At 69.2% G+C, this 25,849-nt stretch carries 22 protein-coding genes and 2 pseudogenes; 6 read left to right on the forward strand and 18 right to left on the reverse strand.

The features are described from left to right. Positions 1-137 precede the first annotated feature (137 nt). Complete coding sequence (locus tag AC559T_RS14595; protein ID WP_020460611.1) at positions 138-320, forward strand: hypothetical protein; 183 nt, start codon at positions 138-140, stop codon at positions 318-320. A 13-nt stretch (positions 321-333) separates the two neighbouring features. Here AC559T_RS14595 and AC559T_RS14600 read toward each other — a convergent pair whose 3' ends face one another. The 8 genes from AC559T_RS14600 to AC559T_RS14635 form a co-directional block, all read right to left on the reverse strand. Next, positions 334-2,073 (reverse strand): ABC transporter ATP-binding protein, encoded by a 1,740-nt coding sequence (locus AC559T_RS14600; RefSeq protein ID WP_165938835.1) that lies wholly within the window; start codon positions 2,071-2,073, stop codon positions 334-336. Next, on the reverse strand, positions 2,070-3,824 hold the full coding sequence (locus tag AC559T_RS14605) for an ABC transporter ATP-binding protein (protein WP_498869064.1): 1,755 nt from the start codon (positions 3,822-3,824) through the stop codon (positions 2,070-2,072). The genes AC559T_RS14600 and AC559T_RS14605 overlap by 4 nt, the downstream gene beginning before the upstream one ends. After that, a complete protein-coding gene (locus tag AC559T_RS14610; RefSeq protein ID WP_071064281.1) occupies positions 3,824-4,702 on the reverse strand; it encodes an ABC transporter ATP-binding protein in 879 nt (292 codons plus the stop codon). The genes AC559T_RS14605 and AC559T_RS14610 overlap by 1 nt, the downstream gene beginning before the upstream one ends. After that, a complete protein-coding gene (locus AC559T_RS14615; protein WP_498869065.1) occupies positions 4,699-5,628 on the reverse strand; it encodes a FecCD family ABC transporter permease in 930 nt (309 codons plus the stop codon). Before AC559T_RS14615 ends, AC559T_RS14610 begins: the two co-directional genes overlap by 4 nt. A gap of 176 nt (positions 5,629-5,804) precedes the next feature. Beyond that, a complete protein-coding gene (locus tag AC559T_RS14620; RefSeq protein ID WP_498869066.1) occupies positions 5,805-6,851 on the reverse strand; it encodes a FecCD family ABC transporter permease in 1,047 nt (348 codons plus the stop codon). After that, a complete protein-coding gene (locus AC559T_RS14625; protein ID WP_498869067.1) occupies positions 6,848-8,143 on the reverse strand; it encodes an ABC transporter substrate-binding protein in 1,296 nt (431 codons plus the stop codon). Before AC559T_RS14625 ends, AC559T_RS14620 begins: the two co-directional genes overlap by 4 nt. Further along, a complete protein-coding gene (locus AC559T_RS14630) occupies positions 8,140-8,430 on the reverse strand; it encodes a transposase (RefSeq protein ID WP_498869068.1) in 291 nt (96 codons plus the stop codon). Before AC559T_RS14630 ends, AC559T_RS14625 begins: the two co-directional genes overlap by 4 nt. 71 nt (positions 8,431-8,501) lie before the next feature. Continuing rightward, positions 8,502-10,340, reverse strand: coding sequence for an SIP domain-containing protein (locus AC559T_RS14635; RefSeq protein ID WP_498869116.1), 1,839 nt, complete (start codon positions 10,338-10,340; stop codon positions 8,502-8,504). Positions 10,341-10,535: 195 nt separating this feature from the next. On the opposite strand from AC559T_RS14635, the gene AC559T_RS14640 reads away from it, so the two are divergent. Both AC559T_RS14640 and AC559T_RS14645 read left to right on the forward strand, forming a co-directional pair. Further along, positions 10,536-12,077, forward strand: a complete 1,542-nt coding sequence (locus AC559T_RS14640) for a helix-turn-helix domain-containing protein (protein WP_498869069.1) — start codon at positions 10,536-10,538, stop codon at positions 12,075-12,077. A 237-nt stretch (positions 12,078-12,314) separates the two neighbouring features. Further along, the gene (locus AC559T_RS14645; RefSeq protein ID WP_498869070.1) at positions 12,315-13,109 is read left to right on the forward strand and encodes a recombinase zinc ribbon domain-containing protein; all 795 of its coding nucleotides are present in this window, start codon (positions 12,315-12,317) and stop codon (positions 13,107-13,109) included. 353 nt (positions 13,110-13,462) lie between these two features. On the opposite strand, the pseudogene AC559T_RS14650 reads toward AC559T_RS14645, so the two are convergent. From AC559T_RS14650 to AC559T_RS14695, 10 genes and pseudogenes are all read right to left on the reverse strand, one after another. Then, positions 13,463-13,540, reverse strand: a pseudogene (locus tag AC559T_RS14650) (IS6 family transposase); the annotation flags it as partial. Then, a pseudogene (locus AC559T_RS14655) lies at positions 13,539-13,640 on the reverse strand (IS6 family transposase); the annotation flags it as partial. The pseudogenes AC559T_RS14650 and AC559T_RS14655, both read right to left, overlap by 2 nt. A gap of 52 nt (positions 13,641-13,692) precedes the next feature. Next, complete coding sequence (locus AC559T_RS14660) at positions 13,693-14,598, reverse strand: hypothetical protein (RefSeq protein ID WP_498869071.1); 906 nt, start codon at positions 14,596-14,598, stop codon at positions 13,693-13,695. Beyond that, positions 14,595-14,759, reverse strand: coding sequence for a hypothetical protein (locus AC559T_RS14665; RefSeq protein ID WP_198541332.1), 165 nt, complete (start codon positions 14,757-14,759; stop codon positions 14,595-14,597). Before AC559T_RS14665 ends, AC559T_RS14660 begins: the two co-directional genes overlap by 4 nt. Positions 14,760-14,839: 80 nt before the next feature. Continuing rightward, a complete protein-coding gene (locus tag AC559T_RS14670; protein ID WP_498869072.1) occupies positions 14,840-17,710 on the reverse strand; it encodes a cyclic nucleotide-binding domain-containing protein in 2,871 nt (956 codons plus the stop codon). Beyond that, complete coding sequence (locus AC559T_RS14675) at positions 17,707-18,804, reverse strand: MvdC/MvdD family ATP grasp protein (protein ID WP_498869073.1); 1,098 nt, start codon at positions 18,802-18,804, stop codon at positions 17,707-17,709. The genes AC559T_RS14670 and AC559T_RS14675 overlap by 4 nt, the downstream gene beginning before the upstream one ends. Next, positions 18,801-19,079, reverse strand: coding sequence for an Os1348 family NHLP clan protein (locus tag AC559T_RS14680; protein ID WP_071064267.1), 279 nt, complete (start codon positions 19,077-19,079; stop codon positions 18,801-18,803). Before AC559T_RS14680 ends, AC559T_RS14675 begins: the two co-directional genes overlap by 4 nt. Continuing rightward, positions 19,060-20,016 carry an MbnB/TglH/ChrH family RiPP precursor modification enzyme gene (locus AC559T_RS14685; protein ID WP_498869074.1) on the reverse strand — a complete coding sequence of 319 codons (957 nt, stop codon included), beginning with the start codon at positions 20,014-20,016 and terminating at the stop codon, positions 19,060-19,062. Before AC559T_RS14685 ends, AC559T_RS14680 begins: the two co-directional genes overlap by 20 nt. Further along, positions 20,013-20,915 carry a tetratricopeptide repeat protein gene (locus AC559T_RS14690; RefSeq protein WP_498869075.1) on the reverse strand — a complete coding sequence of 301 codons (903 nt, stop codon included), beginning with the start codon at positions 20,913-20,915 and terminating at the stop codon, positions 20,013-20,015. The genes AC559T_RS14685 and AC559T_RS14690 overlap by 4 nt, the downstream gene beginning before the upstream one ends. Before the next feature lie 131 nt (positions 20,916-21,046). Next, on the reverse strand, positions 21,047-24,145 hold the full coding sequence (locus tag AC559T_RS14695; protein ID WP_498869076.1) for an ATP-binding protein: 3,099 nt from the start codon (positions 24,143-24,145) through the stop codon (positions 21,047-21,049). 129 nt (positions 24,146-24,274) lie between these two features. Between AC559T_RS14695 and AC559T_RS14700 the strand changes: the two genes are divergently transcribed. The 3 genes from AC559T_RS14700 to AC559T_RS14710 all read left to right on the forward strand — a co-directional run bounded on the left by AC559T_RS14700 (position 24,275) and on the right by AC559T_RS14710 (position 25,797). Then, positions 24,275-24,535 (forward strand): hypothetical protein, encoded by a 261-nt coding sequence (locus AC559T_RS14700; protein ID WP_071064261.1) that lies wholly within the window; start codon positions 24,275-24,277, stop codon positions 24,533-24,535. Between the two features lie 140 nt (positions 24,536-24,675). Next, entirely contained in the window at positions 24,676-25,245 is a 570-nt protein-coding gene (locus AC559T_RS14705; RefSeq protein WP_112106758.1) for a DUF6529 family protein, read from the forward strand. A gap of 84 nt (positions 25,246-25,329) precedes the next feature. Then, the gene (locus tag AC559T_RS14710) at positions 25,330-25,797 is read left to right on the forward strand and encodes a Rieske (2Fe-2S) protein (protein ID WP_498869077.1); all 468 of its coding nucleotides are present in this window, start codon (positions 25,330-25,332) and stop codon (positions 25,795-25,797) included. Positions 25,798-25,849 lie beyond the last annotated feature (52 nt).

Genomic DNA, 25,849 nt, shown 5'->3' on the forward strand with positions numbered 1-25,849 from the left:
TGCGCGGATCGACGAGACTCGCGAGAGATGCCCGAGAGCGGCCGCGCGTACCTCACAAGAGAATGTCTGCGGAGCACCTGATTTTGATCACCAGTTCGGCTTTGATGATCACTTAACGCGCTGAGCTGGAGTGATAGGTGTGCGGTGGGCTGTTCTGGCCGGACTACGAGCCGAAGAAGGCCCGCGTCGAGCATCTCTACGCCATCGCCGACGGCCAGGTCACCCCCGAGACTGGCGAGCCGATCGTGATCTTCTGCATGGACGAGTTCGGCCCGCTCAACCTCCAACCCCGCCCCGGACGACAGGTCAACGAGGCTTGACGTCCGATCATCCCTACCCATTCGCTCCAGCTTCCTGCCCGGCCCGCCATGCCGACCAAAGCGCGGCATACACCCCGCCGGCGGCGATCAGCTCTGTATGGGTTCCTCGCTCGGCGATACGGCCGTGCTCCATCACCACGACCAGATCGCAGGCGGCGGCTTGCGAGAGCCGGTGCGCGATCACCAGTCCAGTGCGTCCGGTCAGCGCAGCGTCGGCGGCGCGGTCGAGCAGTCCGGCGTACGCGGAACCTGCCTCGGCGGTGGCCTCGTCGAAGATCGCCAGTTCCGGGTCGGCCAGCACCAGGCGAGTGAGCGCCACCTGTTGTGCCTGTGCGGCGGTCAGCTCGTACCCGCCACCACCGAGCACCGTGTCAAGGCCATCGGGCAGCAGGTCGAGCATCCCTACAGCCTGGGCCACTTCCAGCGCAGCCCCTACCTGACCGTCGGTGGCATCCGGTGCGGCGAGGGTGAGGTTGTCTCGCAATGTCCCCGCGAACACGTGTACTTCCTGGGTGATCATCACCGTGCGCTCCGGTCGGGCCACGGTCCCGGCGTCGGGCTGGTGAATGCCGGCGACCACCGTGGCCAGCGTGGACTTGCCGGCACCCGACGAACCTACGACGGCGACACGCTGACCGGTGGGGATGTCGAGCGTGACATCGACGAGCACACGGGGGCCGACCCCGTAATGGAAGGAGACCTCGCGGAGGTGGACGCTGCTGCTCGTTGCGATGCCTGGCGCGTCCGCGACGGGGATGGTGGTGACTCCGACCATGCGGTTCAGCGACGCGAGGGCGGACTGGAGAGTGTCGATGACGAACAGCAGCTGATTGACCGGGTTCAGCAGGCGTAGCACGAGCAGCATGGCGGTGGTCGCGCCCCCGACAGTCGAGGCTCCGTGGTCGATGAGGACGAAGCCGACGACGAGCACGGCGGCCAGGCTCAGGCACTCGCCGAGGTTCAGGCGGGTGTTGAGCATGCTCTGCACGGTGCGCGCCCGCAACGCCTGCACCGATACGCCCCAGGAGGTGGTGGTCACGGCGCGGTGCCGCTGCTCGGCAAGCCTGAATCCGAGCACAGTGGCGTAGCCGCGCTGCGACTCCAGAATCTGCTGGGCACGCGCGCTCATCGCTGCACGCTCGGCCAGGTATACCCGCGGGCCTGTTCGCAGGTACCACCGCATGGAGAGCACGTAGACAGGCAGCACGACGGCAAGGGCGGCGGCGTAGGGCCATTCCACCGCGGCCAGCCCGCCCAGCGACATGACGATGGTGAAGGACGTAACGGTAAGCGCCGGGATCACCGCGGGGGCCGCATCGGCAACCGCGGTGACGTCGTCGCTGGACCGCGAGATCAGATCCCCGGTGCCGGCAGACTCGACGACATGCTGCGGCAGCGTCAGGGCACGGGAGACCAGCTCCTCCCGCAGCCCGGCGAGGACGGTGTGGTACATGCGAGTAGCCAGGACGATCGTCGCCGCCGTGCCAGCGGCACCGAGAATGGCCGAGACCGCCATGATCGCGATGACGGTCAGCACGGTACCGAGGTCGGCGGCGCCTTCCTGGACCCGATCGATGAGGAACCCGATCGCGACGGGTCCGATCAGGTCGATGGCGGTGCTTGCGATTCCCAGCACCACGAGGGCGGCCAGACTGCGTCGATGCTCACGGCTGAGCCGCCACACCTCCCGAGCGGTCTCACGTCCGCCCGCGACCGGCAGCGCGTGCTCTGTCGTCACGGATCCCCCGGTCACAGCGCCGCCTTTCCAAGCACCGGCATGTTGTCGAGGAGGTCGACGACACGGTCGCAGCAGCCAAGCAGGGCCGGGGACGAGGCGATCAGCAGGGTTGAGCGATCTGTACGGATACCGACCAGCCGCTTGGCGATGGTCTGCTCGGTCACCGAGTCGACGGCGGTGGTCGGGTCGTGCAGCACCAGCACCGGAGTATCGGTCGCGAAGGCTCGAGCGAGCGCAACCCGTTGACGCTGGCCACCGGACAGGCGGTTGCCGTTCTCACCGACGGGGGTGTCGAGATCGGCTGCGAAGTCCTCACAGGCAGCCGCCCACACTGCACTGTCCATTCGCTCGGGCAGGCAGGCGGTGACGGCGAGGTTGTCGCGGATGGTGCCGGTGAACAACGTTGCCCGATGAGGTGCGGCGGTGACCAGGGAACGGTACTCCGCTGGGGTCAGTTCGTGCGCCGGCCGGCCGTCGAGACGCACCTCAATGTCGTTGGCGGCCCACGGGTTCAGCAGCGCGTCAGCGATGCGGGCGGCAATCCGATCATCGGCGTGCACCCCCACCAGCTCACCGGGTTCTACCCGGATTGACGCACTGGGCACGCCGATATCCAGCACGCCGACATACGGCGCGGACACGTCCTGCACAGGCGGCGGCGTGCACCGCTGTCGTATCGCGTCATCGTGTCCGGATGCGGCGGTGCCTGCGTTCCTGAGCACGTCCATGATTCGCGCGGCTGAGGCGCGGGCGCCCGCGAGATTGGGGATGGAATAACTCGCGATCGCCTGCATCTGTGGCAGCAGCGCCTGGGTGAGGCCACCCGCGGCGATCAACTCGCCGACGCTCAGCTGCCCATTCACCGCGAACCAGCCCGCCAGCCCCGTCACCGCGGCGACGAACACGCCATTTACCGCACCGGAGCCCACAAGAAACCTGCCGAGTAGCCCGGCGTTGCGCCCGGCGCCGACCAGGGTCTCCCGGCTGGCCTGCCGGTATCGCCTGGTCGCCTCGGCCTCGGCGCGCACGCCCTTGATCACCCGGTATCCGGCGACCAGATCGGTAGCCCGTCCAACGGTGTCAGCGAGGAGATCCTGGTATTCGCGGGTGTCGCGGGAGAGACGTTCACTCAGGAGGCCCATCAACCAGACCGCCACGGGCGCGCCGAGCAGCACCATGACCCCAAGCGGCCAGTGCATCACCAGCAACGAGACAGCGATGAACATTATGGCGGCGATCCTCGAGATCGGCAGAACCACGAGCAGCCCAGCGTTGGCCAGGCGGAAGACGTCGTTGGTCATGGCCGAGACCACATTGTCCGCCGGCGCCCGCACCGCGCTGCCGTCGGAATGCAGCACTCTGGTCGAGAGTGTCGCGCGCAGTCGGTGCTGCAACAACTGGACCGCATACGTGTTGAGCCGATTCGTGAACCTGGCCGCCGCCGTCAGTGCGACGTACAAGGCCACCAGCACACCGAGCCAAAGCACCAGTTGCCCGGCATCCCTGGTCACGAGCGCCCGGTCGATCGCGAGCCCCATCACCACCGGGACAGCCGACTCGCCCACTTGCCACACGATCGCCAACAGCATCGCGGGGATCGTGATGCGTGGCAGCGAGAAGATGACGCGCGCCACGAACTGTCGGGGACGATCACCCTCCCTGACCTCGAATGACCGGACATCAGGAGGCTCAGGCGCAGCCTGTCCCAGCACCGGTAGCCACCGCGTCAGCGGTCCTCGCCCCAGCTCCATCGGATCGGTGCGCATCAACGGCCCTCCCGCACGCCTTCGCCACCGCGGTCACGGCCCAGCGGCACCACCTGAGGAGTGCCCGCTACCGGATCGGGCACCACCAGACAGCGCAAACCGAACACCTCTTCGACCAGCTCGGCCGTCACGATCTCCGACGGTGGCCCCTCGGCGACCACGGCGCCGTCCTTCATGGCGATCAAGTGCGTGGCGTAGCGAGCAGCATGATTCAGGTCGTGCAGCACGGCGACCAGGGTGTGGCCGACGTGGTGCAGGTCGGTGAACAGCTCCATCAGTTCGATCTGATGGGTGATGTCGAGGAAGGTGGTCGGCTCGTCCAGCAGCAGGATGCTGGTGTGCTGCGCGAGCGCCATCGCCACCCACACCCGCTGTCGCTGGCCTCCCGACAACTCGTCCACCAAGCGGCCCGACAGGTCGGTGACCGCGGTCTGGTCCATCGCCCTGACCACGGCCCGCTCGTCGGCCTCGGTCCACAGCCGGATGAACCCCTGATACGGATACCGGCCCCGAGCCACCAGGTCGGCTACGGTGATCCCGTCCGGGGCGATCGAGGTCTGCGGCAGCAGGCCGACCCGCCGCGCCACCTCCTTCGTCTTGTACGACTGGATAGCTACACCGTCGAGGACCACCTGACCCGCGGACGGCTTCAACAGCCGCGACAGGCCGCGCAGCAGAGTGGACTTCCCGCACGCGTTCGGGCCCACGATGACTGTGAACGACTCGTCCGGAATGGACACCGACAAGCCCTCGCTGATGATGCGCTTGTCGTAACCGATCGTCGCCGACTCCACGCGGAGGCGTGAGCCGCCGGGTGGCGGAGCAGGAGTGGGTACGTCTCTCGCCTCCGCAAGATCGGTGATGGTGTTGGTGTTCATAGGCGTCTCCTGGCTTCGGTGAAAAGCAGATACCCGAGGTACCCACCGCCGAGCATGACGGTGATGATCCCCACCGGCAGGGGAGTTGGGGCGACGTGCTGGGCGAGGTAGTCCGCCACCAGACACAGCAGCGCGCCGACGAAGGCGGCGGGTGCGAGGGTTATCCCCGCAGTGCGGACAAGGCGGTGTCCGATCTGCGGCGCGACCAGGGAGATGAACGCGATCGGCCCCGATGCAGCCGTGACAATCGCCGTCAACGCCACCCCCACCACGACCATGCCGAGGCGGGCGGGCGAGACCCGCACCCCTTGGGAGGCGGCGGTATCATCACCCAGCTCCATCTGCCGCATCGGCCGGCTCAACATCGCAGCCAACAGCAGAAGCACAGCGATGCACACACCGCCGATGGCCACCTGATCCCAGGACACCCCGTTGAGTGATCCGGCGCCCCACGCGGCGGCTGCAATCGCCTGTTCCAGGTCGGCTCTGAGTATCAACCAGGTGTTGAGCGAGCCGAGCATCGCCGAGACGCCGATGCCGACAATGATCAACCGGAACCCCTGCACCCCTCGCCGGTAGGCGAGCACGTACACGGCGATGGCGGTGGCCATCCCCCCTAGCAACGCCCCGCCTATCAACTGCACGTAGGTGCCGTTGATGAGGAGGATCACGATCAACGCGCCGGTGTAGGAGCCCTGGGAGAATCCGATGATGCTGGGGTCAGCGAGCGGGTTGCGCAACATCGACTGGAAGACCGCCCCGCTCACCCCCAACGCGGCACCGAACACCAGCGCCGCAACCACCCGGGGCGCCCGCCACTCGACCACGATGTCGTGGACCAGCCCGGTCTCCCCGCCGACCAGCGCGGAGACCACCTGCCCAGGGCTGAGCTGGTACGAGCCCGTCATCAGCGCGAGCACCGCCATGCAGGCGACCGCGACCGCGAGCACCGCGCAGACGATGACCGAGCGCCACTCGAGCCGGACCGCGATCCTCCATCGCCGCAGCACCAGCACCCGCCGCCCGAAGTCCAGCCGCCCCCCGGGAGCCCCACCTGTTGAGCGATGGCGCGTTAGTCCGGACCGAGAAGTAACGCCGATACTCATAGTCCGCTCGCCTTCTTCCGCCGCACCAGTGCGATGAGAACGGGGGCGCCGATGAAGGCGGTGACGATACCCACGGGGATCTCGCTGGGCCGCATGACGATTCGCCCGAGAACGTCGGAGGCCAGCAGCAGGCTCGGGGCGAGGAGGATGCTGTAGGCGAAGACCCAGCGCTGGTTCGGTCCGACGAACCAGCGGGCCACGTGCGGCACCATGAGCCCGACGAATCCGATGGGGCCCGCGATGGCGGTCGCGCCTCCAGCGAGCAGTGTGATCGCGATGATCGCGAGGACGCGGGTGCGGGCCAGACGGACGCCCTGGGCGGCGGCGATCTCGTCGCCGAGAGCCATCGCGTTGAGTGGACCCGACACCGCAAAGGCCAGAATGAGCGCCACGACGAAGAACGGCAGGACCGGCCACACCACGTCGAGGGGGCGACCCAGGATCGAACCGGCAGTCCACGACCGCATCGCATCGAACGCGTCCGGGTTGGTCAGCTGAAGTGCCGACCCGGCGCCATCGAGCACCGCGCTGACACAGACCCCGGCGAGCACCATGACTCCCGGCGACTGGCCGCGTCGGGTCGATCCCAGGAGCAAGACCATGATCGTGACGATCAGCGCCCCGGCGAACGCGAACCACATGTAGCCACTGATATCGCGGATTCCGAGCACGCCGACGGCCATGGTCACCGCGAAGGAGGAACCCGCGCCCACGCCGAGGATACCGGTGTCGGCCAGCGGATTGCGCGTCAATGCCTGGATCAACGCCCCCGCGACCCCCAACGCCATGCCTACGACGAGCCCGACGACCGTGCGCGGCAGACGGTAGTCGCGGATCGAGAACTGATCGATGTCGGCCGACGGATGAAACAGCGCATCCCATATCACCGACGGCGCAATCGCCTTCGAGCCAACCAACAGGCTCAGCACCAGCAGTACGAGCAGTGTCACCAGCACTGCGAGCAGACCGACGACGCGCAGTCGAGGTCCGGATGCCGCCGCGGCGGGCACCCGGACCTCGACGTCACTGGTCTGCGCCGTCATCCCGCCGTCGCGAGCGTCGCCAGCGCCTTGTCGAGTGAATCCAGGTACTGAGAGTAGGTTCGATAGCTTCTGGTGAAGCTGACATCGCCGAAGCAGTGGACACCCAGGGCCTTCCCGGATGTCACGGCGGGAAGGGCCTTCCACGCGTTCGAATCCGCCACGGGGACGAAACCTTCCGCGACCTGACCCTCAGCGTCCACGGGGTACAGGAGCACATCGTACTCAGACAGTTCGCCGATCTTCTCGAACGATCGCTCCTCGCCCCCTTCACCCAGATCGGGGATGTCGAGCGGAATGTCCGCGCGAGCTATCTCCGAGCACTGCGAGCCGTTGAGGGTGAACATTCCCGCGTCTTGCCAGGAACCTCTGTTGACTTCGCCGAACGTGGTGTCCTGGATGATCTTCGAGTACTTGCCCTGGAATCCGGCGAGTTTCTCTTCATACTCGGTCTTCTGCTCGTTGAGAGCATCCGTCAGCTCAGTGGCATCCGCGGTCACGGACAGACGGGTCTTCCAGTCCGAGCTGAATCCGAAGAAGATCGTCGGCGCGATCGATTCCAGTTGCGACTTCATCTGCTCGAAGTCGGAGTCAGGTGCGGAGAACAAGATGAGGTCGGGCTTGAGGCTGGCCAGCAGCTCGAGGTCGGCTTCGCTGGCGCCGGAGCCGAGGAGCTTGGCCGCGTTGTACGCGGCCTGCTGCTCCTCGGGCAACAGATCGAGCACGGAAGCGTCCACCTCCGTGACGCCCACTGGCTCGCCGCCGAGGTCGAGGAACGACACGGTTAGTCTCCCGAGCGTTGCAATCCGCTGCGGGTGCGCCGGGATCTCGACCGTGCCGTTGTCGGCCTCCACAGTGCGGGTCGCTCCGACCGCGTCACCTTGATCATTTTTGTCGTCGCTGCCGCACCCCGCGAGGAGGATCACGGTGCTCAGCAACGCGGCGACAAGGGCCGCGCTGCGGCGTCGTGGTCTGGTAAAGGTCATGGACGCGTTCTTCCTTCTGTTCTTCATTCGAGTGGGGGTGGTGTGCCCCGTTAAATCCGGACAGTCACTATTAAGGTGATCTAGGGTGATGGCGGTGTCGATGACGGTGAACGACCGCTGAACCAGCCCGGTGAGCTCGTCGCGGCGGGTCGCGGTCGCGGAGGCGAGACGGCCGCGCCATTCATAGGACCCGGAGCGAGAGACCTGCAGCCAGGCGCACATCTGGGTGATGGACGGTGCGGGTGCGGCGGTGTTCGTGGTGGTGCGGGCGGCGTACTCCGCATCGATGAACTCGAACGTGTCGCTCACCGATGATCCTTGGCGAAGTACGCCGCGGCTTTTTTCAGGAAGGCGTTCTCCATGGCCAGCTCACGGTTCCGCCGTTCGAGTTCGCGTATCCGTGCGTTGTCCGCGGCGGCCGGTGAGGGCGCTTCGCCGGCGTGGGCGCGCCGGTAGGCGGCGACCCAGACTCCGAGTTTTCCCTCGACGATGCCGAGTTCACGTGCGACGTCGGCGATCGGACGAGACGCCTCGATTACCATCTTTACCACCTCGTCCTTGAATTCAGGCGAGCATTTCCTGTGCTTCTGTGTCAACTATTGCATCTTCCGTGCTGCCCCTAATTCCAGTAGGGGCAGCTACCCGGAAGGAAGGGGGCACCTCAGGGTCAGTTGGTGTCGTTGCGGACGAGTTCGTAGACGGTGGTGCCCCAGCCGACGATGTGCGTCTCTGTGCGGGTGAGCCCTGACCGGGTGATCACGGTGTCCAGTTCCTCGGCGGTGCGTAGACCGGAGCCATGTACCGCGAGTCCGATCAGGTCGGCTTCGCCGTCATGTTCATCGAGGTCGTCGGTGTCGAAGACCTCCTCGACCAGCAGCACCCGCCCACCCGGGAGGAGGTTCTCGGACGCTCGGCGGAGAGCGTGGGCGGCGTCGGCGTCGGGTAGCGCCTTGAAAGCGCGGCTGATGAACACGACGTCCGATTCGGGGCTGGGCTCGAATACCGACTGCTCGACCACGCTGGCCCGTGCCCGCTGCTGCTCGTCGGGGATCGTGACGGGCAGGTCGCGGCGTAGCCAGTCGGCCTGGGCGGGCAGCGCGCAGATCGTGACCCGCAGATCAGGATGAGCGGCGACGAACTCGCGGGCCTGCACGCCCGCGCCACCGGAGTGGATCACCAGGTGCCGGACGCCAGTAAGCAGGTCGGATTTGGCGATCGACATAGCCAGCGCGTGCTGGAACTCGGCCAGACGTTCCAGGTAGCGGTCCTCGTAGTCCTGCTCGGCCCGCACCTCAGCAAAGGTCTGACCCGTGACGGAGGCGTAAGACGACCGGCCAGTGCGGATCGACTCGGTGAGTCCGTGGACGCCGAGCATCTCCCGGCCTCCCACCCCGGACGGGTGCAAGGAGTCCGCGACGAACTCGACGGTTAGGACTTCACCCACCGGCGTCAGACCGTAGCGGCCCGGTTCGGTCTCGGTCAGCACGTCCAGGGCATGGAGGTAGCGCAGCAGCTTGCCCAACGCCCGCTCGTCGGCATCCGCCCTGATGGCCAAGTCCGCCACGCTGCTGACACCACGCGAGATCAGCTCGGGAATGCCCAGCTCGACGGCGGTGCGGATCGCGATCGGCGGGACCAGTTCGGTCAGTTGATGGAGCTTCTCGAAGGGCGTGATCGACTTCTCGGGGTCGGGCACCGCTCCGTCGGCCTCTAGGGCAATGACCTCGCCACGACGCCAGTACCCGGTGAACTCGATGTCCTCCTTGGGCACACCCCGGTCCTCGACCAGATGGCGACGCAGATCCCGCACCGCCGAGCGCTCTCCCGCGAACCACGCGAACGGTCGACCGTCCCACCAGCCACTGTTCTTGACCGCGTCCACCAGAAGCGTGGTCGTGCCCGCCTCGGCGCCGCCGCGCACCAACCAGGTCACCTCAACCCGCGGCAGAGCCCTCAGCTCCAGCCGATGAGCGTCTTCGGCTACCTCGACGAACACCTGCGCCCGCGCGTCATCGGGCAACTCATCAAGCAGGCGGGCGATCGCGGGGATCGCCGTGTCGTCGCCGGCGACAAGAAGCCAGTCCGCGTCTTGCGGCAGCGCCCGCGATGCGCTCGGCCCGTGGAAGTGGATGCGGTCGCCGGGTTGGGTGCGGTACGCCCAGGTGCTGCCGACACCGATACCGTGCCTGACGAAGTCCACGTCCAGTTCTCCGGTCGCGGGGTTCCAGCGACGGACTGTGTAGCCCCTTGACAACGGCCGGGGGTCCCTCGGCAGCTCGAGGCCCTTCTCCTTCTGTACTGGCAGCACCGGCTCGGCCTGATCGGGGTAGCAGAACACCAACCGAATGTCATCGTCGAAGCCCGTCGAGTCGAACGCCGGCTGCGGGAAGCCGTTCGCCGAGGTGAACGCACGAAGTTGCTCGCCACTCAACGTGACCCGCCGCATCCCTGGCGTCAGGTCCACCACTCGAACCACCTCGACCTCTCGCAGGGTCAACGGGTGCACTGTGAGCCCACGTGAGGTCTTCGGCATGCTGAGGGAAGCCCCTTCCGATCGCGTCTAGGGTGAGACGGCCGCGCGCCACCAACGGCAGAGAGCCACTGATAAGGTACGGTAAACCTCACCTGCACTTGGGTACGCAGGTCGCCATATAGTTATGACATGATTGACTCGTCTCCACCGCCGATACCGGGAGCACGGATGGTTCCGGTGGAGCGCCCCAGTGACATGCTGATCTGGGTCCGCACCGGTCGCGCGCGGGTGCTTCTGGACGGCGGACCGGAGTTTTCTCTCGCCGGCGGCGAAGGCATCTGGATGCCTCAGAGCTACCGAAACCGCACTCTGACGATCACCGAGCCCGGCACGGTCGCTTTCCCGTACTGGCCCGACGCTAGCGTCGGGGCTTGGGCGCTGACCAGGCCGACGCGGTTCGACGTCCCCGATGACTGGCAGGACTGGCTGATCCAGTACTTCAACCTTCAGGTCACACCGTTCACCGGTCACGGGTATTCGCCTGACGGGGTAGCCGATCTCCTTCGTGGTCTCGGCACACGCCCAACCTCACCTCCGCGCGGCGGGGCCACCGCTCCTTCGGCACTGCTCGATCCCCCCACCATGCCGAAGGCCGCCGGGGCGAGAGCAGTGGCCGAGGAACTGATCCGCGACCCCGCGCTCGACCTCACCGTCAAGGAATGGGCGACCCGGGTGCCCTCTAGTCCGCGCACCCTGCTGCGCGAGTTCCTCGCCGATACCGGGCTCACCTTCGAGCAGTGGCGACTGCGCTGCCGGCTGACCGCCGCCGTCGAGTTTCTGGCCGCCGGGTACGACGTCGATCAGGTGGCAGCGCGAGTGGGCTTCGCCAGCCGCGGCGGTTTCCGGCGCGCGTTCCAGCAGCAGTTCGGGCCGACCCCTCACGAGTTCGCCAGGGAGCTCGCCGCCCGCGCTCTTGCCGGTGGCCTGACCGGGCGCGCCAGCGCGGCACGCCAGGCTGACAAGTTCGTGCGCTTGATGCGGAGAGACGGTGCTGCTGCCCATGCGCCCGATCTGCTGCCCGCAGCCCGCACACCCTTGCACGCCACGGACAGTCACGTGCTCAGTTGGATGTATCGCGGCAGCGGTTACCTCGACATCGGCGTTAGGCGTTACGAACGACTGCGTGGCGTCGCGACTTGGATACCGGCGGGAGCCGAGCACATTACTGGGCTTCGCCAGGACTCCATCTCGCTGCCGCTCGGAAACGCCAGCACCGCCGATCTCCAACTGACCGAACCCATCCAGGTGCAGTTCCCGCGAGCGTGGGACGACTACCTGATGTTCTGCTCCATCAGCGCCCGAACCTTGCTGCGTCCGGTCGACTATGACCCGGCCCGCATCATCGACCTGTTCGCCGAGCAGGTCGCCGCGCAGCGGGCACTATCGGTGCCGATGCCCACCGACCCGCGTGGGCGTGAAGCTGCCACGGACTACCTGCGCCGCATCGGGGTCTCTGCTGGATCGACCGACTTCGACCTGCCCGCCGACGTCCACCGAGCGTTCCACGAGCAGACCGGAATGACCTTCGCCCGCTGGCGCTACGCGGCCCGCATGCGCGTGGCTCGCGACCTGCTCGTCGGCGGCGCCAAGCCCAGCGCCGTTGCCCACCGCGTTGGCTACGCTCACCTACCGACCTTCAGCGCCGCCTTCACGCGCTTCCACGGACTCTCACCGCGCGAATACCAAGAGCGTGAGATCGGCACCGCTTGATCAACGCCATGGATGTGAGCTGCCGTTCACCGCGATCATGCGACTCGGTCGCACCCTCACCCTTGACGGGCCACGATTCTGTCTTACTGGGAGACCGACTGGTGATCCAAGGGCGACACCGAAGTCGTTTGTGAGTCGCGGCGGCGCCGGCGGCCAGGCGCTGCAGGTCGATGAGGGCGTCGCGGGCCTGGCCGGCCCAGCGCCAGGTCTCGAGGGTGGCCTTCCCTCACCGGCCGGATGCGCTGCCCCCAGTGCAACACAGCCCTCATCGGCACCCGCACCACCGGCCGCAACCACACCTACCGCTACTACACCTGCCACACCCGCAACCGCTACAACCGCAACGAATGCGACGCCCCCCGCCTCGACGCCGACGCCGTTGACTACGCCGTGCTCACCGCCCTCGCCAGCTTCTACCGCGACAACCAGCAGCTCATCGCCGACGCCGTCACCGAAGCCCAGCGCAGCCACCGCAACGCCCGATCCGACCACACGGCCGAACTCACCACGATCGAGACCGAACTCACCCAAACCGACCAGGCCATCGACCGCTACCTGGGCGCTTTCGAGCGCGGTACCCTCGACGACGAGACCCTCGCCACACGCCTCGAAGCACTACGCACCAAGCAGAAGCAGCTCCGCCAACGGCAGGCCGAACTCACCAACGAGATCGACCACGAACCCGTCATGCCCGCCCGCTCCAGCCTTCGCGCAGTCGCCCGACACATCGAAACGATCATCGGGACAGGCGACGACCTCGGGCGCAAGACCCTCATCGAAGCCTTGGTCGCCGGAGTCAAAGTCACGGGACCTGACCGGCTCATACCGATCTTCAAGGTCCTCGGACCCGACGCTCCAAGGGACATCGCCAACGTAGACACTGGAGACACCAGCCAGCCGAAGCCGACCCAACCAGCCGCGTCCCCCGCCCCCCACAGGGGCGCCGCAGCCGTCCTACCAGCCACAACGCCCCCGAAGGGAGCGGTTCGCGCGATGCCTACATTGGTGGGCCGTCAGGGACTCGAACCCTGAACCCACCGGTTAAGAGCCGGTTGCTCTCTGTAGATTGACTTGCCGAGAAGGTCGTCCATGCCGGTCCGCCGTCCAATCTGTGCCGCGAGGATCAAGTGGGGGCCGCGGCGTGACATCGGCGCCGTTGGGCGCTGTGTACCGCGCCCAACCCGGTCATCACGGCGGATACATGGATCCGCCGTGATGGCGTCAGCGTCGATGGATGGTGGTTGGGGCCGCCGTGGCCGCAGCCCCAACCGTGGGCGTCATCCGGTGGCTGCCGCCGGGGCCCCGGGTGTCGACGTACGGCGGCGTGCTGGATGGTCTGTCGGCCGGCATCCCTGCCGCGCCGTGATGTTGCCGGACCGCAGCTGCGGCCGGAGCCGGGCTTTCGAACGGCCGTGATCGGCCTCGATCCGGTTCTTCTCCTGGGCCGCGTCGACATGGCAGGCGTAGGTACCGGCGGACCGCCAGGACGATCACCTCGGGAGGGAAGCGGAATCCGGCGAACTCCGACGTCGGAGCCGGTGGACGGACACGCCGTGGGCGCATGACCCGATCATGACCGATCGGCAGCCGGGCGCTGGCGGACTTCGCCGATGCATCAGTGCCCCTGCTTCAGCTCTCGTTCGCTGTCTCCAGCTGTCTGGAGTGAACGGGCTATGACGGCGAAGCCGCTCGCGGCGCAGAACAACATCATCGCGAGCCAGGCGGTGGTGCCGGGGTCGGACCACTCGACGACACCGGTGTCGAGCTCGACCAGTGCGGCGCCGCCGATCGCGAACAGGCCGAACGACGCCTGCGTCAACCCCACAGTGAGAAGTTCGGCGCGTGTCGCTCGGACCGAGACGAGCCACGCGCCCACGCCGCCGGCCAGGAACGTCGCCGCGTAGAGCTGGCCGTGGAACGCGTCGACAGTCCACGGCCAGAACTCGGTGACCTGCTCGGGCGCCGCCAACAGACCGACGGCCTGCCCGGTCATCAGGACGGCGAACAGCCGAAGCCAGTAGCGCCACGCCACCGGAGTCGCGACGCCGGCCGCCCGGGCGCGCCCACGCAGCCGCCACGTGTACCAGAAAGCGCAGACGGGCAGCGCGACGTAGAGGACGAACCAGCCGATCACCGGCAGCGGCCGGTCCGAGAAGGCGAACCTCGACGGGTAGGCAGTCGACACGACGATCACGCACAACGTGAAGACGCCGATCATCGGGGCGACGACCCGAGCCGGCGACCAGCGCCTGGTGGCGAGCAGGCAGGCCACGGCGACCAGCGACGTCAGGTAGATGGCGCCGAGGAACCGGCTGTTGAACAGTGTGAGGTCGTCCCACGGCCACAACCTCGCTGTGAGCTTGTACTGAAACGCCAGGCCGGTCCCGGTGAAGAACAGCACGACGAACTCGATACCGGTCATGGTGAGCAGCGGCCGGGGAACCGGGAAATCGGCCGCTGCGGCGACCGTGGCGGAGTCGTGGTCGGCCTCGGTACGAGGTTCCGACGCGATGTCCGTCATCGGGTCGGCTCGTGTGACAGCGGCGCGGGCGCTCCGGGGTCCAGAAAGTCGAGTCTGATCGGCTCGGGCGCCGGCCGGCAGACGCCACACGAGATCGCCTCGTCGACCGCCAACCCTTCCAGCCCACGGCTGGTGGCGAAGGCCTCGAGCAGGAACGGCATCGTTTTCGCGTGGTCCTTGCAGACGCATCGGCCGCAGAATCGGCAGACCGCGTGCCCAGGAAGATTGCACACCCAACAGTTCACGAGCCCGCCTCCAGTTGTGTTGTCGCCAGCTCGATCGATCCCAGTTCGACGGCCGCTTCGAGGAGTTCGGTGTTCGACGGCGGTTCGTCGAGTGGGCCGAAGACGTATTTGCGGCGCAGCACGCCGTCCGGGCCGACCAGGAAGACGCCCTGCTGCATCGCCGTCATCGTGTGGTGGCCGAGCCGTTCGCCGATCGACGGGTTCACCACGTCAAGCCAGAGTGCGTGCATCGTCGTACGGCCCTGGCCGGTGGTGAACGCCCGCGTGAAGCCCCGCACCGAGTTGCGCTGCGCTTCGCCGGCGCCGATGTCCTGCAGGCCGCACAGCCGGTAGGCGGATTTCTCCGGGTCGCACAGGAACGGGAACGGCAGGTCCTTGTCGCGCCAGAACTCGCGGGCAGAATCGACGAGGTTGGGCGCCAGCTGCAGGATCTGCACGCCGGCCCGCTCGAAATCGCCGACCGCCGGCGCCAACCGGGCCATGTACTCCCGGCAGAACGGGCAGTTGTAGCCGCGGGAGAACCAGAGCATCACCACCTGGCCCCGGTAGTCCGACAACGACACCGGCGACGGCCCGCTGGCGGTGTCGAGGGTGAACTCGGGTGCCGGGTCGCCGACCTCGATCTCAAGCCAGCGGCCGGCCACCGTGCCCGCCAGCGCCTCGGCGGCACGGGCCGCTTCGTCCGCTTCGGCGGATGCGCGTACGGCGTGGGACAGCCCGAAATAGCGGCACACCACGTCGTCGAACGTCGTCCGGTCCAGCTCCCACAGCCTGGTCTCGCCGACCGACGTGGCCGTCGCGGCGTGGGGCTCGTCGTGCAGCAGCGCGCTCTCGCCGAAGAAGTCCCCGGCGCCCAGGGTTCGCGGCGGCCCGTCGGCGCAGGTCTGTGTCAGTGTGACGGCCCCGCTACGGACCAGGTAGAAGGCCGAACCGGGGTCGCCTTCGGCGACGACGACCTCGCCGTCCACGCAGCTCCGTGCCCGCAGGTGGGCCAGCAGCGTGTCCTTGTCACGGGTGCGGAGGCCGTCGAACAGTGCGAAGCCCTCGAGTTCTGCCCGTTCGTCGGCCCGCGTGTCGTTCTCGGCCCGCCGGGCCAGCAGCGGAGCGAGCCGGTCGGAGAAATCGGCGCCGGCCAGCCGCAACACGTGCACGTCGGTGAGCGCCCGCACGGTCAAGGGCGACCTTGGCAATCCGGGCGGCGGGAAGTAATCGCCAGGGCCGAGCGTGGGCAGCGCACTTCCCGCGCCCGGCCCCGTCCCGGCATTCGCACCCGATTCGACGACCTCGGCCTCGCCGGACAGCACCAGGCAGAAGACCTCGGCGACCTCGTCCGGAGCGACCACCATGGTGCCGGCCCGGAACACCTTCTCGGTGGTCCGCCGCGCCATCCACTGGATGTACGCCTTCCCCAGCTCGGCGACCGGCGGTACGTTCGCGAGCACCGCGACCCGCTCCCGGTAGCGGCGCTCCGCGGCCAACCGGCGCAGCCGCCGGCTCGCCACCACCAGCGACGAGCCACCCCGCCACAGCCGCTGCCCGAGCACGTACAGCAGCGGAAGGGTCAGGAGCAGAACCACCGTGGCGGCAAGGACCCGGCCAAGGCTCGGCACGGCGACCGCGTCGCTCACCATCGTCTTCGCCCGGACCCAGGCGAACCCGGCTGCCAGGACGAGCACGTAGCCGGTGTACGCCGCGGCGGCCAGTCCGAAGATCGTCAAGACGCGTTCGGTGCGGTCGAACCGCTCCCGGCGACGGACCTTGCCGGCGAGCTCCCCCCTTACGAACCCCAGCGCCCTGGCTCGCAGGTTCGGCAGTTCCAGCCAGTCCATCAGCATGTAGTAGCCGTCGAGCTGGATGAGCGGCGTGAGCTGGGCCAGGTTCACGGCCAGGGCAGCGGTGCCGAAGATCGCCACCACTGCCGCCCACGGCGCGTCCGGCGTGGCCACCAGGACGATGCCGGAAAGCCCGGCGAGCACGAACCCGGAGAACGGCCCGGCCCAGGCCGAGACCATGCGCGGCCCGCGCGGCTCCATCCACATGTCCTGGGTGTCGACGAACATCCCAGGCGAGCCGTAGAAGATCGATAGTCCGCCGCGCCGAACCACCCGGCCGTAGGACTTGGCCGCGAAGGCGTGCGCCAGCTCGTGCAGCACGGCGACGACCAGCAGGCAGCCGTACAACGTCGGAACCGTGACGACGAGGGACTGGTCGGCCAGCCCCGACGCCGACGACGACAGCGACCAGGCCAGCAGCGGCACGCCGAGCACCGCCACCGCGAACATGACGATCTTTGCCGGCCGGGTGAAAAGCACCCACACGCCCCGGTCGTAGGCGCGGCCGACCAGGCCGTCGAGCCCGTGCAGCGGAAACTCGCGCCGGACGAAGGACTTCGCGAACCCGGTGGCGAACGAGCTCACCGGCCGGTGGCGCAGCTGTTCGCCCAACGGCCCGAACACGAACCGGGGCGGGTCGGTCAGCATCTGCCCGACCTTCAGGTTGCGCACGAGGCGAAGGACCAGCGGCAGTGCGAACCGGTGGTACTTCATCATGTAGGCGACGACCAGGTCCTGGACGCTGCGGCTGCCGTCCATCAGCTCGAACAGGTAGAACTCGGCCATCGTGATCTTGCGGTACGTCGCGGCGTCGGGGTTCTGGACGACGACGTACTCCTCGCCCCGCGCGGATCGCAGCTCGCGCCAGACCAGCCCGTTCTGCCGCTTCGGCCGGTAGTGGGCCGGATTGGCGGCGTCGGCAAGCCGGTCCCAGACCGTGACTGTCGCTGTGTCCGTGTCCGTGTCCGTGTCCGTGTCCGTGGCCGCGGGTGCCGGCGCGGCCTGCCGCTGCTGGGCCTGCGTGCTGACCGTCATGACAGCAACCCCGCAACCGCGTCACTGATCGGCAGACCGGCCCGCTGCTCGGCGAACCACCAGCCGCCTCGCGGGTTGAGGTCCAGGAACACGTGGTCGCCGTCCGGTGTCACGATCAGGTCGAGCGCCGCGTAGCGCAGGCCGAGGCCGGCGACCAGCCGCACGCAGCGGTGAGCAACGTCGTCGTCGAGACAGTGAGCCGTCATCGGCACGGCGCGCCGCACCCGCCGCACGTCACCGCTGCCCGCCAGCCCCGCCGCCGCGAGGTCGGCGGTAGCGGTCGAGGCGGCGAAGACCTGCTCGTCGACGACCGTCACCCGCAGTTCGAGCCGGCTGTCGAGCAGCGGCTGGAACACGCAGGGCGCGGCGGCCAGCGTCGCCGGCAGCAGGGCGAGGTCGGCGGCGCTCAGGACGCGGGTGAACAGGCTGTGGCGCCGCCCGTCCAGCTCGACGTAGTGGCTGTTCAGCGACTTGGCTATCACCCCGGCGCTGCCGTAGGCGTGGCAGAACGCCAAGGCCTGATCCGGGTCGTTGGTGACCAGCGTGTCCGGCACCGTCAGGCCCTCCTCCGCGGCGTGCTCCAATGATGTGATCTTGTTGCCGGCCCGGCTGCCGGCGTCCGGGTCGTTGACGAACGGCGCCGGGCAGCTCCGCCACCAGCCGGCGAGCGCGTCGGCCCATTCGCCCGTTTCGAACGGTGGCAGGCGCCGGGCCGGTACACCGGTCGGCCCGGCGAGCCCGAACCACACGCTCCGGACCTGCGCCGAGTCGAGGCCGAACACGTCGCCGCCCGTCCGCTTCCCGTCGCCGCGCCAGGTCACCGTGACGTCGGTGGGGAAGTCGTCCGCCCCGAGCAGCCGGCACGGCACACCCCGGGCGAGCAGGGCACGCTCGAGCAGCACCGTGTCCGGGTTGCGCGAATAGGCCAGCAGCAGCACGACCGGCTCCGGTTCCGCCGCTGTCCGGTCAGCCAACGCCGGCATCAGCCTGGCGACCAGGTCCCGCACGTCCACCGCCGCCCGAGCCGGCGACGGCGACGGCGACGGTTCGGCTTCGGCGAAGTGGAGCAGGAACGGCCGACTCGGCCGGCTCACTTGTCCGGGTTGCTGCCCGACTCGGGCGTGCAGGAGCAGGTCGGGTTCGTCAGCGAACTGCTTCCGCCCAGCCGGACGCGCGAGATCCGCTCGTCCAGGTCCTGCGCGACGCCGTCAAGGCCGTCCCAGTCCATCGCCGCGAGCGCCTGCACCTCCTCCGGCGTGAACTCGTAGGCATAACGCGCGGAGATGTGCACGACCATTTCCAGTGGATCGGCCTTCAGTCGCTGCCGGAAAGCCTGGTCTGTGGCTGCCTTACCGATGACGAACTGCATTGCCTGGAGTGACATGCGATATTCCTTCCGGGGCGGCGACATGTTTGTTCTGGTAAAAGGGCGAGGCGTGAAGAAGCTGCCGGGCCCGGCTGAGGTGGTCCAGCAGCTCGGGCATCGGCGGCACGTCGTTGGACCATTCGAGGGTGATCGCGCGAACCGGTGCGGCGGCGACGACATCCGCAACCAGCGCCCACACCTGCTCGGGAACGGGACGGCTGTGGCTGTCGTGCCAAGTGCCCGCCTTCGGGCCCCGGGTGCGCAGCTCGCCGCCGGCGACATGCAGTTCGACGACCCGGTCCAGTGGTGCGGCGGCCAGCCACGCATCGACGTCGAAGCCGTAGTTCTGGGCGTTGATCCAGGTGTTGGTGAGGTCGAGCAGCAGGCCGTGGTCGGTGCCGTCGAGCACCTGCCGGACGAACTCGGGTTCGTCCATCGCACCCGGAATTTTGATCATGTAGTCGTACCAGGTGTTCTCGACGAGCAGCGGCCGCCGGACCCGGTCGGTGACGGTCTGCATGTTGCGGCGGACAGCCTGCGCCTGTTCCGCCGTGAAGGCGATCGGAATGCCGTGCATCAGCTCGGTGCGCTGCGCTCCGTCCGACACCGACCCCTGGTCGAGGTGGTCGCTGAACCACACCGGGTCGATCAGGTCCAGGAACGGCTCGAGCCGGTCGAGGTAGGACGTCCGGTACGGCGCGGCGTCGGCCAGCCCCATCCGGATGCCGTGCGCCACGACGGGGAAGGCGCCGGCGATCTCGACCGCCCGGTCCCGCCAGGCCGTCCGGCCGTCCTCGTCGTCCCACTGCATCCGCAGCAGGAACGCGTCGGTCGGCAGTTCGAGGTAGTCGATCTCGTCGTGGTGGGCGAGGTACTGGTCGTGCATCGGCGGTTCGTAGTTCAGCCCGACACCGAGGAAGGGCAGATCGGCGATCATCATGCGGCCGCCGGCAGCAGATCCGAGTCCGGGTAGGCGGCATGGAGGTGGGCGGCGCGCGCCAGGTCGTGGATCGCCTCGTCCAACAGGCCGGCGGCCTGGTAGACCTGCGCCCGCAGTTCGTAGACAGCCGGGTCCTCGGGCACGATCGTCGCGGCGTGGAAGCAGTCGGCCAGCGCCGTCGGCAGGTCGCCCGTTGCCAGCCAGGCGCGGGCCCGCAGCAGGTAGGGGCCGTGGGCGCGCAGCGCGCGGGACCGCACGATGAACGGCCAGTGCGACTGCTCGTGCGCGCTGACGTCGATCGCGGTCGTGCAGTCGGCCGCCGCCGCCTCGGGCCGGCCCAGTGCGAGCAACGCCTCGGCACGCTGCAGGTGCAGTTCGGAGGCGTACTTCTCGCACCGGCCGTCGGCGATGACCCAGCCGAAGTCCTCGACCGCCTCGGCCAGCAGACCGAGCTCCAACCGGGCCCGGGCCCGGAACGCGCGGGCCTCCCAGTCGTTCGGGTCGCGCAGCAGGGCCGACTCGGCGTCGGCCAGCGTGCCGTGCGGGTCGCCGTCGAAGTAGCGGGCGATGGCCCGTGCCGTGTAGACGTACGAGACGGGGTCGAGCGCCATCGCCGCCGACGCGTCGGCCTCGGCGCCGGCCAGGTCGAACACCTGGTGCCGGCATACCGACCGGCGGTAGTGCGCGTAGGCCAGCCGGTCGTCGGGCAGTCGGAGATCCGCCTCGATCGCGGCGCTCAGGTCGGCGATGGCCCGGTGGTGGTCACGCACCATCCAGAACGCGATGCCGCGGCGAAGGTAGGTCTCGGCCCGCCGGTCGCCGCCAGCGACAAGCCGGTTGCAGTCGAGCAGGTCGGCCATGTAACCGGCCAGCCTCGACGAGCCCTGCGAAACGCACACGGCGTCCCCTCCCTGGTGACCCGACGTGCCGTGTGGCACGAAGGTCACTTTCGGGTTCCGGGGAGGCACCCGAACATCAGGGAAACCCCTAGTGCCGGCCAGCGCCACGCAGTGGTTCGTGAATGGGCCGGTCAGGAACGGAGCGCGGAACCGACGCCGGCTCGGGTGGGGACGCCGAGCTTGGCGAGCACCTTCGTCAGATGGCTCTCGACGGTCTTCTCGCTGACGAACAGCGCGGCGGCGATCTGGCGGTTCGTCTGGCCGGCGGCGACCAGCTCGGCGACCTGACGTTCTCGGGTGCTGAGCGTGCCGGCTGCCACGCTGAGGACGACCGCCTGGGTCTGGTGATGAGCCAGGGTCTGAGCGGCCCGGGCCTGGGTCCGCGTCGACGGTCGACCGCCCCGGGACACCCGCTCGCCGAGCTGGCGCAGCAGCCGGGCCGCCTCGTCCCGGGGACGGTTGGCACCGCATGCATCGAGTCGGGCCTCGGCCCGGCGCAGCTCGCTGACCGCCCGCGCGTTCTGCCCGTCGGCGGCCAGCGCCCGCCCAGCCACGATCAGCGACCGGCCGAGCTCGATCGGCAGGCCGGCCCGCTCGGCCTCGGCGGCTGAGGCCAGCGCCGACGCGGCGGCGGCCGACGACTGTCCCCTGGCGAACTCGACGGCTGCTCTCGCTCGCATCGCCGAGGCCTTCCGTCCCGCGAGCCCACCGCCGGCGTCGGCGGCCGTCCGCTCGGCGAGCACCGCCCAGCCGGCGGCCGCCTCCGGCATCCCGCGAGCCAGTTCGGCCCGCGTGAGCACCTCGTACCAGTACGGCCGAATGGGAGCTTCGATGCGCGGCAGCTCGGCGCCGCCGGCCGCACCCAGTAGTTCATCGACGGCGCGGTCGGGCTCACCGGCCTCGACCAGCGCCTCCGCGAAATAGGAACCGGCCATCACGGAGACGGCGTCAGTCTCCGGGTTGGCCGCCCGCGCTCCCTGCGCGCCCGACCGCAGCGCCTCGGGGAGGTCCCCCGCCAGCGTCGCCGCGGCACACCGCGCCGCCAGCGCCCAGGACAGGAAGGGCAGGTGCGGGGTGAGCAGGCACGCCTCCACCGCGGCTTCGGCCGCCGCCGAGGCCTCCGGCAACCGTCCCCGCAATGTCAGGACCAGCGACCGTGCGACTGCCGTCAGTGTGCCGATGCTGCCCCGGCCGTTGCGCAGCGCCAGCGCGTCGACCCGGTCGAGGTGGCGTAGCGCGTCGGTGAACCGTTCGAGGAACGCCTCGGTCCAGCCCAGCCACGCGAGCTTGTCGAGGTGCGGGGTGACCTGGTCGTCCGAGAGCAGGTCGTAGCGGCGTGCCGCGCCGGCGGCCTCGGCGATCGCGGCCGGGACGTCACCGACCATGTATTCGGCACCCGCCAGCAGTCCGGCCGAGGCGGCCAGCAGCGGGGCGTCGTCGAGCGTGCCAGCGAGCGCGTGCGCTTCCTGCTGCCAGCGGCGCATCCCGTCGTATTCACCGGTGTAGAAATGGTCGATGGCAAGCTGAAGCCGCAGCAGACAGCTCTCTCGGGTGCCCGGTCCGGCGCTCGCCACGGCGTCCAACACCAGGGCACGCGCCTCGCCGTGCCGGCCCAGCACGTGGTCGACCGCCGAGCGCAGCGCGACGAGATGAGCCCGCTCGGCACCGAATTCCCGCGGAATCAGACCCATGATCTCGTCGAGTACCACGCGGGCCTGCTGCGGCTGGTAACTCGCGTCGAGTGCGGCAGCCAGCCGGGACAGCAGCTCCAGTCGCCGCAACCCGCCGTCCGCGTCCACGTCGACGTCGGCACTTTGGCCGGGGCTCGACTCACCGCCCGGTAACAGTCTGAGCGCGGCGGCGTACCAGTGCGCGGCGGCTGCCGGCGCGCGTAGCCGGCTGGCCGCGGCCGCTTTGGTCAGCAGCGCGATCGCGGCCTCGTCGCCGGGACGGGCGGCACGCTCGACGTGGTGGGCTCGGGCGGTGGCCGCGGCGCCTCGGGCGGCGAGCGCATCAGCCGCTCGTGCGTGAGCGGCGATCCGCCAGCCCGGCCCGGCGGACATGTAGATGGCGTGGCGCACGATCGGATGCCGGAACGTGAACCGGCGCGGCATCTCGGTCGGTCGCACCACGTCCGCCGCGACCAGCGCGTCGAGTGCTTCGAAGGCGTCGGTTTCGGGGAGCGCGGCGGCCTCGGCGGCCAGGTCCGGCTCGAACACCTCGCCGGCGACAGCAGCGCCCTGCGCGAACCGCCGTACGACCTCGGGCAGCTGTGCGATCTCGGCGCCGACCGCCGCCGTCACCGCCGGCGGCACGTCGTCCGGTCCGTCGAGGCCGGTCGAGGCCGCCGACGCCGGCGGTACGGAGGACGGCCCGGCAGCTGCGGACAGCGGGCGGGTGGGGGTGCGGGTGCGGGTGCGGGCAAGCTGTTCGAGGTAGAACGGGTTACCGCCGCTCTCCCGATACCAGCGACGCCGGACAGCCGGGTCACGGGTCACCGGACTGAGCAGCGAGTCGCTGTCCTCGGGCGACAGCGGGGCAAGCTCCAGTCGAACGCCCACGGTCGCGTGTGAGTTCGTCCCGGCCTGGCCGTCGGTGGCCGCGACAACGGCGGACGCCTCCGCGGCCGACAACGCCGCGGCCAGCGCCTTCGGCACCTGGCGGGGCCGCACCGCGACGACCAGCAGCACCCGCGCCTTCGGCGGCCGGCGGAGCAGGTGAGCGACGAGCTCGACCGACGCGGTGTCGGCCCAGTGCAGGTCGTCCAGGGCCAGCACCAGCGGCCGGTCGGCAGCGAGCAGCTCGAGGAGCGCTCGCGCCGCCCGGTAGGTCTGCCAGCGCTGCATCTCGGAGGTGTTGCCGGTCGGCACGGTCCCGAGCGAGCGCAACGCCGGGAACACGGCGGCCAGCTCGTCGAGCCGGTCAGCGCCGAGCTGGCGCAACCGCGCCGGATCCACCGCGCCGAGGTAGTCGTCGAGCGCATCGACGAGGGCGTTGAACGGAATGTCCTGTTCGAGCTCGGCGCCGTGGCCCCGCAGTACGAGATGGCCACGGGCGTCGGCAAGCTCGGTGAGTTCGCCGATCAGGCGGCTCTTACCGATGCCGGGCTCGCCACGGATCTCCATCCAGTCGAAACCTGGCCGGCGCCGCGCCGAGGCGAGCCGGTCCAACGCGGCGCCCACCGCGGCCATTTCCCGGTCACGCCCGACCAGCGAACCCCGTTCCCCCATCGGGCGATTGTCGTCCCTGCCGGCCAGCGATCCAGTACCCGGGTCGTCGGTGCGACAGGCCCGAGATGGTCGGGACCTAGGAGGTTCCCTGATGTACCCGGTCGCGTCGCCGGCGCCACGCTGTTGTTCATGGCGACCTACATCCTGTGTCACCGACATGAGCCGGCCGAATGCCGGTTCGCGTTCGCGGCCTGGCGCGGGTTCGACAGCCCGTTGCGCCACGGCCGGGCGCTCGCCTCCTGCGGCAGGAACGGCCAGGCCGCCGACGCCCGGCACACGATCTTCTGGACGGTGGAGGCCGCGGACGCCAGCGCCGCACTCGGCTACCTGCCGGCGTACCTGACGTCGCGGACCGAGGTGGTGCACGTCGCCGAGGTGCCGATCCCCTGATCGGACGACCGGTGTGCCTTGTCCGTGCCAGGGGTTCCCCCGATGTTTTCGCGCTGCCCCGGCACGACAGGTTTGTCCTGGTTCCCACGGCACCGTGGGAACCAGGACCGTGTGAATCAGGGCGTCAATGGAGGCTGATCATGACGACGGCCAGTGAACGGGCTCGACCGGCGACGGGCGGTATCGGGATCGCCGGCGTGTTGCTCGTCGGCGCCGCGGTAGCCGTCTCACTCGGGGTGTACGCAAAGACGCACGATCCGGCCGGCCGGCCGTTGTACACGCTCGGTTTCTCCGGCCCGCTGCCGATGAAAGCCTGGTTCACCACGGCCGCCGCGCTGCTGCTCGTGGTGCAACTGACCACGGCACTGTGGATGTGGGGCCGACTGCCCGGTGCCGGGTCGGCTCCGGCGTGGGCGGCGATCCTGCACCGGTGGAGCGGTAGCGCGGCGTTCATCTTCACGTTGCCGGTGGCGTTTCACTGCATCTGGTCACTCGGTTTCGCCACGGCGGACTCGCGGGTGTTCCTGCACAGCCTCGCCGGATGCACGTTCTACGGCGCCTACGCGGCGAAGATGATCGGCCTGCGGACGAAAGGGCTGCCCGGATGGGCACTGCCGGTGCTCGGCTCCGCCGTGCTCACCGCCCTCGTCGTGCTGTGGCTGACGGCGTCACTGTGGTTCTTCACGCGCTCGGGCATCCCGCACGTCTAGCCGAGCCATCTCGATCAGCCGAGTCATCTCGATCATCGTCCGGCGTTCAGGTGGGTCGTCGGACAACCGAACACGGAGGGCACCATGTCAGAAGCGGCACACCCGGCGGCCCCGGCGGGGATGCTGTCGCGCCGGGCCGTACCCGGCCTGGTGGCTGTGGTCGCCGGCGTCGCCGGCTACGTCGTCGCGAGCGGCAGCGACGCGGCCGAGCCGAAACCGGCGACGGCGGCCGCGAACGGCGGTGGCGGCGCCGGGGCGGGGGGCGGGCAGCGCCTTGCCGGCCTCGCCGAGGTGCCGGCCGGCGGTGGCCTGGTTCTTGACGACGTCGGCGTCGTGCTCACGCGCAGTGCCGCCGACGAGGTGCTCGCGTTCTCGGCCGTCTGCACCCACCAGGGTTGCACCGTCGGCTCGGTGGCGGGCGGCACGATCAACTGCCCGTGCCACGGGAGCAGGTTCGACGCGGCGACCGGGGCACCGGTGGCCGGTCCGGCGAAGGCCCCGCTGGCGCCGGTGGCTGTCGTCGTCCAGGACGACACCGTGTTCACCGCCTAATGGAAGCTCGAACAACCGGCCCTGACCGGCCCGACCGGCCCGACCTGCCGAC

Source organism: Frankia sp. Hr75.2, assembly GCF_949319125.1.
GTDB lineage: Bacteria > Actinomycetota > Actinomycetes > Frankiales > Frankiaceae > Parafrankia > Parafrankia soli.